The following is a 12,601-nucleotide window of genomic DNA, read 5'->3' on the forward strand; positions in this document are numbered from 1 at the left end:
TTTTTAGCTTCGCAGGCACTATAACCTGCATATGGCACAGATCTGCGTTCTCACCGGAGACCTCGTCCTCTCCACACGGCTTTCGCCCCGCGAGATCGACGCGGCGCTCGCGGCGATCCCCGCCGCCTGCGCCGATCTTGACGCGCGGATCAACCCCGTCCGGCATGCGCGCCATCGCGGCGACGGCTGGCAGATCGCGATGAGCGCGCCGCGCTGGCAGGCGCGCCTTGCCCTGATGATCCGCGCCCATCTGCGCGTGAAGGGTGCGGACCTCGCCACCCGTATCGCAATCGCCGAGGGCGTGGGAGAGGTCGCGCCCGATCTGGATCTCAATGCGGCGCATGGCCCGGTCTTCACCGCCTCCGGGCAGCTTCTCGACCGGCTGGAGGGGCCGCGCATCGCCCATGCCTCGGGCGGCGCTCTCGGCGCGGCGCTGCGCCTCTTCGATCACCTCTCGGAAGGCTGGACCCAGGCGCAGGCCCGCGCGATGGTGCCGATGCTGCGTCCCGATCCGCCCACGCAGACCGCCGCGGCCGCGGAAATCGGGATCACCCGCCAGTCCCTCGCACAGGCCTTGCAGGGCGCGGGTTACGCGGCCATCGTGGAGGCCCTGACCCTGATCGAGACCGCCCGATGATCGAGACCTTCGCCGCCCTGCTCTGTGCCCATGCGCTGACCGATTTCGCCTTCCAGAGCGACGCGATGGCCGGGCGGAAGGCGAAGCGCGACGTCGCCGCGCTCGCCTTGCATCTGGTGATCCTGATGGCGCTGAGCGCGCTTGCGCTGGCGCAAGTGTCGAACGGCTTGTTCCTCGCGCTCGCCCTCGTTCTCGCCAGTCACCTTCTGATCGACCTCGCGAAAAGCCTCGCCCCGCCCACGCTCTCCGCCTTCCTCGCGGATCAGGGTGCGCATCTCGCGGCCACCGCTCTCATCGCGGCGGGGTTTCCCGGCCTCTGGGCCGGATCGGTCTGGGCCGGACAGAGCTGGCTTCCCGCGCTCCTCGCGCTGGTCGCGGGCGCGGTGCTCACGATCCGCGCGGGCGGCTTCGCGGTCGGGCTCCTGATGGCGCGCTACGAGGCCTCCGCCCCGCCCGAGGGCCTGCCGCAGGGCGGGCGGATGATCGGCCTGCTCGAACGCGGGGTGATCCTGCTTCTCGTTCTGGCGGGACAGCCTTCGGGGATCGGCTTCCTGATCGCCGCGAAATCCATCCTGCGCTTCGAGGCCGTGAGCAAGGATGGCGCAAACCCCAAGAGCGAATATGTCATCATCGGCACGCTGGCCTCCTTCGGCTGGGCGCTGGCCGGGTCCTACGCGACCCTCGCCTTGCTCGCACATCTGCCGCCCCTTGGAATCCTGCCGCCCGCAAACTAGATTTGGCGGTGAAGGAGAACCCACCCATGTTCAACGTCCCCGGACAAGATCCCGTCACCCTCACCGATGCCGCGATCGCCCAGATCGCGAAGCTGATGGCGCGCGAGAACGCGGCCGGCTTCCGCATCGGCGTGAAGAAGGGTGGCTGTGCGGGCATGGAATACACGATGGAGGTCGCGGCCGAGGCCGGACCGATGGATATCGTCGTGGAAAAGGGCCCCGCACGGGTGCTGATCGCGCCCATGGCGCAGATGTTCATGCTCGGGACCGAGATCGACTACGAAACCGGTCTTCTCGAAAGCGGCTTCAAGTTCCGCAACCCGAATGTGGTCGAGGCCTGCGGCTGCGGCGAGTCGATCAAGTTCGCCGATATGGACGAGGCGGCATCGAAGGCCTGAACGCGCTCTTCCTAGCCCCGCGCCAATTTGCCCTTTGCGCGGTCGCGCCCCCTGCCCTAATCTTCACGGACAATCAAGATAATGGGAGGGCACATGCGCAGGAAACTGGCAGCAGGAAACTGGAAGATGAACGGGCTCAAGGCCGACCTGCACGAGGTCTCGGCCTTGATGAAAGCCCATCCCGCCCCCAAATGCGACGTGCTGCTCTGCCCCCCGGCGACGCTGCTCGCGGGGATGTCGATGACCACGGCCGGGCAGATCGCGGTGGGCGCGCAGGATTGCCACATGCAGGCCTCGGGGGCCCATACCGGGGACATTTCGGCGCAGATGATCGCGGATGCGGGCGGCTCGCATGTGATCCTCGGTCACTCCGAGCGCCGGGCGGATCACGGCGAAACCGATGATCAGGTTCGCGCCAAGACCGAAGCGGCGATCGCGGCGGGCCTGACGGCGGTGGTCTGCGTCGGCGAGACCGAGGCGCAGCGCGATGCCGGAGAGACGCTCGCGGTCATCGGCAGCCAGCTCAAGGGCTCGCTTCCCGACCGCGCGACGGGCGCGAATTGCGTCATCGCCTACGAGCCGGTCTGGGCGATCGGCACCGGGCGCACGCCGACGCTCGAGCAGATCGCCGAAGTGCATGATTTCATGCGCGAGCAGCTGATCGGCCATTTCGGCAGCGAGGGCGACGCGATGCGCCTGCTCTATGGCGGCTCGGTCAAGCCCGGCAATGCGGGCGAGATCTTCGCCGTCTCGAATGTCGATGGCGCGCTCGTGGGCGGCGCTTCGCTGAAAGCCGCCGATTTCGGCGCGATCATCGCGGCACTCGAGGCGAGCTGACCCAGAAGGCGGAGGACGTCGTCCTCTCGCCGTGTTTCGCAGACCCGTTCACGGGATCTCGCGGCCGGGCTCGAGGGCCCGGCCTTTCTCACTTGGCCCCGCACCGCTTGCGGGCGGGCTGCCGATTTCGTATCACCCGGCTCAAGACTTTCAGAGGATGACCCATGCGCGCCGAGACGCAAAACACCGTGGACGCGATCCGCAAGTCGCTGGCCCTGCTGGGCCAGCGGATGGATATCGAGACCGCGCCCCACCGGATCGAGGAATTCAACGCGATGATCGAGGACCCCACCTTGTGGGACGATCAGGCGCGTGCGCAGAAACTGATGCGCGACCGCCAGCAGCTGATGGACAAATACGACACCTACCAGCGCATCGAGCGCGATCTGAACGACAATGTCGAACTGATCGAACTCGGCGAGATGGAAGATGACGAGGAAGTCGTAAGCGATGCCGAGGCCGCGCTCAAGGCGCTCAGGGAGGACGCCGCGGCCAAGGAGCTCGAGGCGCTTCTGAACGGCGAGGCGGACGGCAACGACACCTTCCTCGAAATCAACGCGGGCGCGGGCGGGACCGAAGCCTGCGACTGGGCCTCGATGCTGCAGCGGATGTATGTCCGCTGGGCGGAGAAGCGCGGCTACGAGGTCGAGCTGCAATCGGAAGAAGCGGGCGCCGAGGCCGGGATCAAATCCTGCGCCTACAAGATTTCGGGGCCCAACGCCTATGGCTGGCTGAAGTCGGAAAGCGGCGTGCACCGTCTCGTGCGGATCTCGCCTTTCGGCAAGGGCACGCGCGAGACCTCCTTCGCCTCGGTCTGGGTCTATCCGGTCGTCGACGACAATATCGAGATCGAGGTCAACCCGGCCGATATCCGCATCGACACCTACCGCTCCTCGGGCGCGGGCGGTCAGCACGTCAACACGACCGACTCGGCGGTGCGGATCACCCACCACCCGACCGGCATCGTGGTCACCAGCTCCGAGAAGTCGCAGCACCAGAACCGCGACATCGCGATGAAGGCGCTGAAATCGCGGCTCTACCAGATGGAGCTGGAGCGGCGCACCGCGGCGATCAACGAGGCCCACGAGAACAAGGGTTCGGCCGGCTGGGGCAACCAGATCCGGTCCTATGTGCTGCAGCCCTACCAGATGGTGAAGGACCTGCGCACCGGGCACGAGACCTCGGACACGCAAGGGGTCCTCGACGGGGATCTCGACGGGTTCATGGCCGCGACACTGGCGATGGGGCTCGACGGAAAGTCCCGCGCCGACGCGCAGGCGGACGACTGATCATAATGGCGGCGCGGGTCTATATCACCGGCGCCGCAGGGTCTGGCTCCTCGACGCTGGGCGCGGTTCTGGCCGAACATCTGCAGGTGCCCCAGATCGACACCGACGCCTTCTACTGGGCGCCGAGCGATCCGCCCTTCACCGTAAAGCGCGACGTCGGAGAGCGGCTCGCGCTGATCGAGGCGGCGAAATCACCCGAAGGCTGGGTGATCTCCGGCTCGCTCGACGGCTGGGGCGAGAGCGCGCTCGCGGGCGTGGACCTGATCGTCTTCCTGACCGCCCCCACCCCGATCCGCCTCGCGCGGTTGCGCAAGCGCGAGGCCGCGATTTTCGGGCCGCGCATCCGGGCGGGCGGCGACATGCAGGCCAATCACGCCTCCTTCCTGAAATGGGCGGCGGGCTATGACGAGCCCTATTTCTCGGGCCGCTCGCTCACCCGGCACCGCGAATGGCTCGCGGGGCGCAGCGAGCCGGTCCTGGAACTGTCGGGCACCCGTCCGGTCGATGACCTGGCCGCGGAAGTCGTCAGGGCGCTCAGGGTAAAACCATAACGCGCCTTCCTGCGTAGTCATTCCCGACGGCAGGAAAGGACAGGCGATGGGCTTTCACGGCAAACGGATCTGGATCCTCGGTGCGAGTGCGGGGATCGGGCGCGCATTGGCGCTCGAACTGGCGCGGCGCGGGGCGCGGCTGGTGCTCTCGGCGCGTTCGGTCGATCCGCTCGAGACCCTCGCCGCGGAGATCGGCGGCGCCGAGATCGTGCCTTGCGACATCGCCGATCCCGAGAGCCTCGCCGATGCGCGCGCCGAGATCCTCAGCGACGGCCCTCTCGATGCGATGATCACCACCGCTGCGCTCTACGATCCGGGCCGGGCCTCCGACATCGAGCGGGAGGCGGCGCGCAGGCTGGTCGAGGTGAACCTGCTGGGCACGCTCTGGTTCGCGCAGGCCGCGCCGGGTCTGCTGCGCGACGGCGGACAACTGGTGATCTTCGGTTCGGTCGCGGGCTATTTCGGCCTGCCGAACGGACAGCTCTATTCCGCCTCCAAAGCCGGTGTGATCAACCTCGCCGAGAGCCTGCGGGTGGAATATGCGCCGGAGATCGACGTCCGCCTCGTCTCGCCCGGTTTCGTGAAGACTCGGCTCACGCAGAAGAACGCGTTCGACATGCCCTTCCTGCTCGATCCGGAGGACGCGGCGCGCCGGATCGCCGACGGGCTGACCTCGAGCCGGTTCGAGATCCATTTCCCGCGCCGGCTGACCTGGCAGCTCAAGCTCCTGAAACGGCTTCCATATGCGCTTTCGCTCAGGCTGACGGGCAGGCTGGGGCGCTGAGCCGCGCGGCGGCGCGGCGAGGAATTCTCTGGACAGCTCACATTTTCGTGACGCAACGTGAAGTTGCGGGCCTTGGGGAGAAGGCCCCTGTCAGGGAGAGAGAAATGCAACATGTCATGTCCGAACCGTCCGAACTTCCACATTTCCGCGACATGCCGGTTTCGGCGATACCCGATGTCCTGCGCGCGGGCTGGCGCGATTTCCTGCGTGCCCCGGCCTTCGGGCTGGCCTTCTCGGGCTTTTACGTCCTGGGCGGAATCGTGCTCTGGATGGTGTTTTCCGCGCGCGGCGAGGAATGGTGGCCGATCCCCTTCGCGCTCGGCTTTCCGCTGCTCGCGCCCTTCGCGGCGATCGGGCTCTACGAGGTCAGCCGCCGCATCGAGGCGGGCCAGCCGCTGATCTGGCGCGACGTGATCGCCTGCTGCATTTCGCAAAAGGACCGGCAGATCCCGTCGATGGCGATGCTGATCCTGATGATGTTCATGTTCTGGGTCTTCGTCGCGCATACGGTCTTCGCGCTCTTCATGGGGCTGTCGGCCTTCACCAATGTCAGTTCCTCGCCCGAAATCCTGTTTTCCGCGAACGGGCTGGCGATGCTGGCGATCGGAACCGTGATCGGGGGCGTCTTCGCGCTCACCCTGTTTTCCTTCACCGTGGTCGGCCTGCCGCTCCTGCTCGAGCGCGAGATCGACATCATCACCGCGATCATCACCTCGGTGCGCGCGGTGACGGCCAACCCGGTCTCGATGGCGATCTGGGGCGGGACAATCGCGCTGAGCCTGTTCATCGGCATGATCCCGATGTTCCTCGGGCTTCTGGTGGTTCTGCCGGTCCTCGGCCATGCGAGCTGGCACATGTATCGCCGTCTTACCTTCTGAACGCCGCTGAGGAACGAAAAAGGCGCGCGAGGGATCTCGCGCGCCTATGTTCTGTCCGGCCCGACCGCCAAGCGAGGGCGGTTGGGCGCCTCAACGCTGGCTCAGTAGAGCCCGCCTGCGGAGAGCGTGCCGAAATCGGTCTTCTGCTTCGGGATCACCTTGCGCTGACCGGTCGAGGTGGTGACGGTCTGGTTCCTGTCGTCGCTCTGGCCCGGCTCGAAGAGCGGCAGGTTCGCCCCCATCGCGAAACCGCCATCGACCACCAGCGCACCCAGGCCCGACATGCCCTGACCCGGACGCAGATATTCGGCCTGCACGAATTCACCCGTGGCGGTGTCGGGAAGACGCTCGCCGGTATAGCGGTTGAACTTCGCCCATTGGCCGCCCGGCGGAACCTTGAACTTGGTACCGCCGAAATCCTTGACCGCCTCTTTCATGAACTCGTTGAAGACCGGAACGCAGAGCGTGCCGCCATAGGCGTGACGCCCGAGCGAACGGGGGTTGTCATAGCCCATGTAGCACGAGGCGACGATGTTCGAGGTGAAACCGGTGAACCAAACGTCCTTCGCGTCGTTCGTGGTCCCGGTCTTGCCCGCGACGGGCACCGGCACGTTCACCCCCTGCCCCGAGCCGCGTTTCACCACGCCTTCCATCAGCGAGATCATCTGATAGGCGGTGATCGGATCGATCATCTGTTCGCGATGGCTGACGATCTGCGGCCCCTGCCCCTCGGGGAGGTTCGGGTCGGCACAGTTCTCGCAGCTCCGCTGATCGTGGCGGTAGATCGTGCGCCCGTAGCGGTCCTGCACCCGGTCCACCAGCGTGGGCTCGACCCGCTCGCCGCCATTGGCGAACATCGCATAGGTCGAGATCAGGCGGAACATCGTGGTTTCCTGCGATCCGAGCGCGTTGGCGAGGAAGCGGCCCATGTGATCGTAGACGCCGAATTTCTCGGCATAGGAGGCGATCGTGTCCATGCCGATTTCCTGCGCGATCCGGATCGTCATCAGGTTGCGCGAATGCTCGAGCCCGGTGCGCATCGGCGTCGGCCCGTAATACTTGTTCGAGGCGTTCTTCGGCCGCCACAGGCCCTGCGGCGTGTTCACCTCGATCGGCGCGTCGATCACGATCGTCTCGGGCGAGAAGCCCGAATCCAGCGCGGCCGCATAGACGAAGGGTTTGAAGTTCGACCCCGGCTGGCGCATCGCCTGCGTCGCGCGGTTGAACACCGAGGACTGGTAGGAGAAGCCGCCCTGCATCGCGAGCACGCGCCCGGTATTGACGTCCATCGCCATGAAGGCGCCCTCGACCTTGGGCACCTGGCGCAGCGACCAGCGCACGAAGCTGCCATCGCTGTCCTTGGTGATCGCGCGCACTTCCACGACATCGCCGGTCTCGAGCAGGTCCTCGGCGGTCTTGGCCTTGGGCCCGAGCTTGCCGTCCTTGCCGAGCTTGCGCGCCCAGGTCACGTCCTCGGCCGGGATCCAGTGACCGCTCTCGGTCTCCTCGATGCCCTCGATGCCGATCCGGGCCGCACCGTCCTTGAAGCCCAGGACGATCGCCGGATGCCAGCCCTCGACGTCGCGCGGGGCCTTGTGCACCGGCACGTCGTCAAGCGCCGCGCGCCAGCTCTTCTCGTCCTTGAGCTTGTCTTCGGGAATGCTCACGCCCGTTCCGCGCCACACGCCCTGTTCGCGGTCATAGGTCTCGAGCGCATTGCGCAGCGCCTTGGCGGCCTGCGCCTGGAGATCGGGGTTCACCGTCGCGCGGATCGTCAGGCCACCGCCGAAGAATTCCTCTTCGCCGAAGCTCTTGGAAAGCTGGCGGCGGATCTCGTCGGTGAAATAGTCGCGCGGAGGCAGCTGGGCGCGGAACGGCGCGTAATCCCCGTTCTGCACGGATTTGAGCGGTGCCGCCTGCTCGCGCTCCATCGTGGCCTTGTCGATCCGGCCGTCCTCGTACATCCGACGCAGCACGTAGTTGCGCCGGGCCACGGCGGTCTTGTAGTCGCGCACCGGATGCAGGTCGGCGGGCTTCTTCGGCAGCGCCGCGAGATAGGCCGCCTCGCCCACCGTCAGCTGGGACAGGCTCTTGTTGAAATAGGATTGCGCGGCCGCGGCCACGCCGTAGGAGTTCTGCCCGAGATAGATCTCGTTGAGATAGAGCTCAAGGATGCGGTCCTTGCTCAGCACATGCTCGATGCGCGAGGACAGGATCAGTTCCTTGATCTTGCGCTCGATCGAGCGGTCCGAGGACAGCAGCAGGTTCTTCGTCACCTGCTGGGTGATGGTCGAGGCACCGCGCACGTCGCGCCCGCCCGATTTCACCGCCGTGAAGACCGCTGCCGCGATCCCGCGCGGGTCGAAACCGGGATGGATGTAGAAATTCTTGTCTTCCGCAGAGACGAAAGCACCCTTCACCAGATCGGGAATATCGCGGATCGGCACGAAGAGGCGGCGCTGGTCGGCGAATTCGTCGATCAGGCGCCCGTCGCCGTTATAGATGCGCGAGATCGTCTTGGGCCGGTACTGCGCCAGCTGGTCATAGCTCGGCAGGTCGCGCGAATAGATCCAGAAGATCGCCCCGATCGTGAGGGCGGCAAAGAACAGCCCGGTCACGACCCAGGAAAAGACGCCCCCGATGGTGCTGAAGATGAAACGGATCACTGGACACCCCTCGCGACGGGGCCCCGTGCCCCTTCAGCGCCTGCCTATACATCGCGCTTTCGTGACGGTCAAAGTAATGTGCGCTCACGGATGCGGGAAGGGTATGTGCGTTCACAACTTCTCCCGACCGGCGGATGACCGCGCGTCAGCCATCCGAGCGCGCGCGATTACTGGCGCAAGAGCCGCCCTTCGGCCGCATCGGACTGCGCCCAGCGTTCGATCCCCCGCGTGATCGCCTCGGCCATGCGCGCCCGCCAGTCGGGATCGGCGAGGCGCTTGCGGTCGGCAGGCGAGCTGAGGAACCCGAGCTCGACCAGCACCGAAGGGATATCGGGCGATTTCAGGACCGAGAAATTGGCCCCCTGCACGGGATGCTTGTGCATGTGCAGCCCCTCGCCCTTGATCGCGCCCGCGAGCACCTGCGCAAGCCGGACCGAGCGCGGCTGCGTCTCGCGCCGCGCCAGATCCACGAGAACATGCGCCACCTGATCGCCCTGCCCGTTCAGATCGACCCCGGCGAGCAGATCGTCGCGGTCATGGCGCTGGACGAGTTTGCGGGTGGCCTCGTTCTCGGCGTGATCGGCAAGCCGGTAGACAGTCGCCCCGGTCGCGCGCCCCTCGGCGATCGAATCCGCATGGAGCGAGACGAACAGATCCGCCGCCGCCGCGCGCGCCACCGTCACCCGGGTCTCGAGCGGCACGAAGACATCCTGGTCGCGGGTCATCACCACGCTCATCCCCGCCCGGCGCAGCGCGTCGCGCAGCTGGCGCGCGAAACCGAGCACGATATCGGCCTCGTGCACGCCACCATCCTCAGCCCCCGGATCGATCCCGCCATGTCCCGGATCGAGCACGATCCGCAACGGACGCGTGCCATCCTGCCTGCGATGGGGCCGATCGACCGCGGCGGGCTGCGGCAGATCCCACAGCGCGCTGTCGGCCGCTCCCTCGCGCGGGCGGAACTGCGCCGCCGGAACGGGTTTCAGCAGAAGCCGGATCTCGGGGCTCGCGCCGGTGCGCTCCTCGGCGCTTGCAAGTTCCATCGGACCGGAAAGCTCGGCCACCATCCGTGACCAGCCGGGCCGGAACCGGCCCCACCGCAGATCCTTGATCGCGCCGCCCTTGCGGATCAGAGCCGCGGGCGGGTTGCTCCCGAAATTCACCTCGCGGAAATCGATCACGAGCCGATAGGGATCGGCCAGAAGATAGGCGCGGAAGGGCACGGGCTGGCTGATGCCGAGACTGATCCGGGTCGCCCCGCCCTCGCGCGCGATCGCGCTGCGCGTCGGCTCGTAGCGCGCCAGCGCCGAGAGCTCCTGCGCCCGGACCGTCGTCGCCACCGCGCAAAGGAGCGCGATGAGGGTGATGAACCGCCTGATCATGCCTGCCGCCTCGTCGTTTTTCGCCACTATAGCGAGGCCCGGCAAACCGCGAAAGCTCAGCGATCGGCCATGAAGGCCTTGAGCCGACGCACGCCTTCCGCGATCCGTTCGGGGCTTTGCGCATAGGAGAGACGGATCGTCTGCGCGCCGCGATGGGGATCGAAATCCATCCCCGGCGTCACCGCGACCCCGACCGTCTCGAGGATCTCGGCCGCGAAAGCCGCGCTGTCCTCGGTCAGCTCCGAGACATCGGCATAGAGGTAGAAGGCCCCGTCGGGCGGCGCGATGCGGGTGAAGCCCATCTTCGGCAGCTCCTCGAGCATGAGGGCGCGGTTCGCAGCATAGGCGGCGCGATTCTGCTCCAGCTCGTCGAGGCTCTCGAGGGCCCCGAGCGCCGCCACCTGGCTGGCATGGGGCGCGCAGATGAACATGTGCTGGGCGAGCCGCTCGACGGTGCGCAGATGGCTTTCGGGCACCACCATCCAGCCTATCCGCCAGCCCGTCATCGAGAAATATTTCGAGAAGGAATTGATCACGAAGACATCGTCGGAGATCTCGAGCGCCGAGACTGCACGGGCGTCATATTGCAGCCCGTGATAGATCTCGTCGGAAATGAAGGCGATGTCGCGCGCCGCACAATGCGAGATCAGCGCCTCGAGCTCGGGCCGGCCCAGCATCGTGCCCGAGGGGTTGCCGGGCGAGGCCACGATCAGCCCCTCGAGCCCGCCGGGGATGTCCTCGGGCGTCGGCTGATAGCGGTTCTGCGCCTCGGTCGGGATACCCACCGGCTCGATCGAGAGCGCGCGCAGGATCTGGCGATAGCTCGGATAGCCGGGCTCGCCCAGGCCCACCCGCGCGCCCGCATCGAACAGCGCCGTGAAGGCGAGTTGGAAGGCGCCGGAGGAGCCCGACGTGATCACCACCCGGGCCGGGTCGAGATCGATGTCGTACCAGCGCTTGTAGAGCTGTGCGATGCCTGCGCGCAGCTCGGGCAGGCCGAGCGCCACCGTGTAGCCCATCGACTGGCTCTCGAGCGCGTCCGCCAGCCGCTTGCGCGCGCGCAGCGGCGCGGGCGTCGAGGGCTGGCCCACCTCCATATGGACGATGTCGCGCCCCGCCGCCTCGGCCTCGGCCGCCATGCGCAGCACGTCCATCGCGATGAATGGGGCCACCTGCCCGCGGTTCGACTGGCGCATGATCCGACGCTCCCGACTTCGTGAAATCTCGTTCAGCCGGGGTTAGGCCAGGCGCGGGTGCATTGCAAGAGTTCCGCCCATCGCGCTCACAACCCCTTGATCCGGGGCGCGCGAGAGGTCAGTTTGCCCCCAGATACAGGGATCCCGATCAAAGGAAACGCATCGATGCTCCGCACCCTTCTGGCCGCGACGGCTTTCGCCGCGCTCACCTCCGCCGCGCCGCACTCGGCGACGGCGCAGGATTTCGACTTCGCGAACATGACCGAGAGCCAGAAAGCGGCTTTCGGCGAGGCCGTGCGCCAGTACCTGATGGCGAATCCGCAAGTGCTGGTCGAGGCGATCAACGAACTCGAAGCCAAGCAGCAGGCCCAGCAGGCCGAGACCGACCGCGAACTGGTGAAGGTCAACGCCAAGGACATCTTCGAGGATGGCTATAGCTGGGTCGGCGGCAATCCCGATGGCGACATCACCATCGTCGAGTTCATGGATTACAAGTGCACCTACTGCAAGAAGGCCTATGAGGATGTGCTCGACCTGATCAACAAGGACGGCAATATCCGCTTCGTGGTGAAGGAATTCCCGATCCTCGGCGCACAATCCGAACTGGGGTCGCGCTTCGCGGTGGCGGTGCGGCAGATCGCCGGCAACGACGCCTATGAAAAGGTGCATGACACCCTGATGCGCGGCCGCGGCGACATCACCGTCGAGAGCCTGCGCGCGCTCGCGAAGAAGGACGGGCTCGACGCGGATGCGATCCTCAAGCGGATGAACGACGCGGCGGTCACCGACGAGCTGCGCAAGACCTACCAGCTCGCGCAGCGTCTCCAGATCTCGGGCACCCCGGGCTTCGTGATCGGCGGGCAACTCCTGCGCGGCTATGCGCCCGAAGCGGCAATGGCGCAGATGGTGGCGGAAGAGCGCAAGGCCGACTGAACGACGTGGCGGCAAGGCGGAAGGGGGCGCTGCCCCCTCGGCGCGACTGCGCCTCACCCCCGGGATATTTTGAGCATTTGGAAGGGGAAGCCCCTTCTTGATGGCGAGCTGGCGCAGATGATCTCGCGGGACGGGCCCGGACGCCGATGGCCGTGCATCTGGACGCGCCCGGGCTCGCCCTCCCATCTGAGGAACGAGCCCGGGCGTTTCTCGCTTCCAAATGCCTGAAATATCCCGGGGGAGGCGCACCAGTGAGCTACTCCCCGATCGTTGGACAGGATCTGGCGTAAATTAAGCTACTCGTTGCACCTGCTGA

Annotated in this window: 12 protein-coding genes; 9 read left to right on the forward strand and 3 right to left on the reverse strand. The window is 66.6% G+C overall.

Annotation, left to right across the window (positions count from 1 at the left end; translation table 11 throughout):
- The first annotated feature begins 31 nt into the window (after window positions 1-31).
- From DW2_RS10690 to DW2_RS10725, 8 genes are all read left to right on the forward strand, one after another.
- Entirely contained in the window at window positions 32-637 is a 606-nt protein-coding gene (locus DW2_RS10690; RefSeq protein ID WP_038146202.1) for a hypothetical protein, read from the forward strand.
- The gene (locus DW2_RS10695; protein WP_038146204.1) at window positions 634-1,371 is read left to right on the forward strand and encodes a DUF3307 domain-containing protein; all 738 of its coding nucleotides are present in this window, start codon (window positions 634-636) and stop codon (window positions 1,369-1,371) included. Before DW2_RS10690 ends, DW2_RS10695 begins: the two co-directional genes overlap by 4 nt.
- Before the next feature lie 26 nt (window positions 1,372-1,397).
- Entirely contained in the window at window positions 1,398-1,769 is a 372-nt protein-coding gene (locus DW2_RS10700) for a HesB/IscA family protein (RefSeq protein WP_038146206.1), read from the forward strand.
- Between the two features lie 93 nt (window positions 1,770-1,862).
- Window positions 1,863-2,606 (forward strand): triose-phosphate isomerase, encoded by a 744-nt coding sequence (tpiA, locus tag DW2_RS10705; RefSeq protein WP_038146208.1) that lies wholly within the window; start codon window positions 1,863-1,865, stop codon window positions 2,604-2,606.
- Between the two features lie 164 nt (window positions 2,607-2,770).
- On the forward strand, window positions 2,771-3,895 hold the full coding sequence (gene prfB / locus DW2_RS10710; RefSeq protein ID WP_038146210.1) for a peptide chain release factor 2: 1,125 nt from the start codon (window positions 2,771-2,773) through the stop codon (window positions 3,893-3,895).
- 5 nt (window positions 3,896-3,900) lie between these two features.
- Window positions 3,901-4,446 (forward strand): AAA family ATPase, encoded by a 546-nt coding sequence (locus DW2_RS10715; RefSeq protein WP_038146212.1) that lies wholly within the window; start codon window positions 3,901-3,903, stop codon window positions 4,444-4,446.
- A 46-nt stretch (window positions 4,447-4,492) separates the two neighbouring features.
- A complete protein-coding gene (locus DW2_RS10720; protein WP_038146214.1) occupies window positions 4,493-5,230 on the forward strand; it encodes an SDR family NAD(P)-dependent oxidoreductase in 738 nt (245 codons plus the stop codon).
- 104 nt (window positions 5,231-5,334) lie between these two features.
- The gene (locus DW2_RS10725; RefSeq protein WP_038146218.1) at window positions 5,335-6,108 is read left to right on the forward strand and encodes a DUF2189 domain-containing protein; all 774 of its coding nucleotides are present in this window, start codon (window positions 5,335-5,337) and stop codon (window positions 6,106-6,108) included.
- A 101-nt stretch (window positions 6,109-6,209) separates the two neighbouring features.
- On the opposite strand, the gene DW2_RS10730 is transcribed toward DW2_RS10725, so the two are convergent.
- The 3 genes from DW2_RS10730 to DW2_RS10740 form a co-directional block, all read right to left on the reverse strand.
- The gene (locus DW2_RS10730; protein ID WP_038146221.1) at window positions 6,210-8,774 is read right to left on the reverse strand and encodes a penicillin-binding protein 1A; all 2,565 of its coding nucleotides are present in this window, start codon (window positions 8,772-8,774) and stop codon (window positions 6,210-6,212) included.
- 167 nt (window positions 8,775-8,941) lie between these two features.
- Complete coding sequence (locus tag DW2_RS10735) at window positions 8,942-10,156, reverse strand: N-acetylmuramoyl-L-alanine amidase (protein WP_038146223.1); 1,215 nt, start codon at window positions 10,154-10,156, stop codon at window positions 8,942-8,944.
- A 56-nt stretch (window positions 10,157-10,212) separates the two neighbouring features.
- A complete protein-coding gene (locus DW2_RS10740; protein WP_038146226.1) occupies window positions 10,213-11,352 on the reverse strand; it encodes a pyridoxal phosphate-dependent aminotransferase in 1,140 nt (379 codons plus the stop codon).
- Between the two features lie 165 nt (window positions 11,353-11,517).
- On the opposite strand from DW2_RS10740, the gene DW2_RS10745 reads away from it, so the two are divergent.
- Window positions 11,518-12,285, forward strand: coding sequence for a DsbA family protein (locus tag DW2_RS10745; RefSeq protein WP_038146230.1), 768 nt, complete (start codon window positions 11,518-11,520; stop codon window positions 12,283-12,285).
- The last annotated feature ends 316 nt before the right edge of the window (window positions 12,286-12,601 follow it).

The organism is Thioclava atlantica (genome assembly GCF_000737065.1).
GTDB lineage: Bacteria > Pseudomonadota > Alphaproteobacteria > Rhodobacterales > Rhodobacteraceae > Thioclava > Thioclava atlantica.

Excerpts from the sequence above, each read along its gene's own strand:
- DW2_RS10690 (WP_038146202.1), top strand. The coding sequence starts at position 32 with ATGGCACAGATCTGCGTTCTCACCGGAGACCTCGTCCTCTCCACACGG.
- DW2_RS10695 (WP_038146204.1), top strand. The coding sequence starts at position 634 with ATGATCGAGACCTTCGCCGCCCTGCTCTGTGCCCATGCGCTGACCGAT.
- DW2_RS10700 (WP_038146206.1), top strand. The coding sequence starts at position 1,398 with ATGTTCAACGTCCCCGGACAAGATCCCGTCACCCTCACCGATGCCGCG.
- tpiA (WP_038146208.1), top strand. The coding sequence starts at position 1,863 with ATGCGCAGGAAACTGGCAGCAGGAAACTGGAAGATGAACGGGCTCAAG.
- prfB (WP_038146210.1), top strand. The coding sequence starts at position 2,771 with ATGCGCGCCGAGACGCAAAACACCGTGGACGCGATCCGCAAGTCGCTG.
- DW2_RS10715 (WP_038146212.1), top strand. The coding sequence starts at position 3,901 with ATGGCGGCGCGGGTCTATATCACCGGCGCCGCAGGGTCTGGCTCCTCG.
- DW2_RS10720 (WP_038146214.1), top strand. The coding sequence starts at position 4,493 with ATGGGCTTTCACGGCAAACGGATCTGGATCCTCGGTGCGAGTGCGGGG.
- DW2_RS10725 (WP_038146218.1), top strand. The coding sequence starts at position 5,335 with ATGCAACATGTCATGTCCGAACCGTCCGAACTTCCACATTTCCGCGAC.
- DW2_RS10735 (WP_038146223.1), bottom strand. The coding sequence starts at position 10,156 with ATGATCAGGCGGTTCATCACCCTCATCGCGCTCCTTTGCGCGGTGGCG.
- DW2_RS10740 (WP_038146226.1), bottom strand. The coding sequence starts at position 11,352 with ATGCGCCAGTCGAACCGCGGGCAGGTGGCCCCATTCATCGCGATGGAC.
- DW2_RS10745 (WP_038146230.1), top strand. The coding sequence starts at position 11,518 with ATGCTCCGCACCCTTCTGGCCGCGACGGCTTTCGCCGCGCTCACCTCC.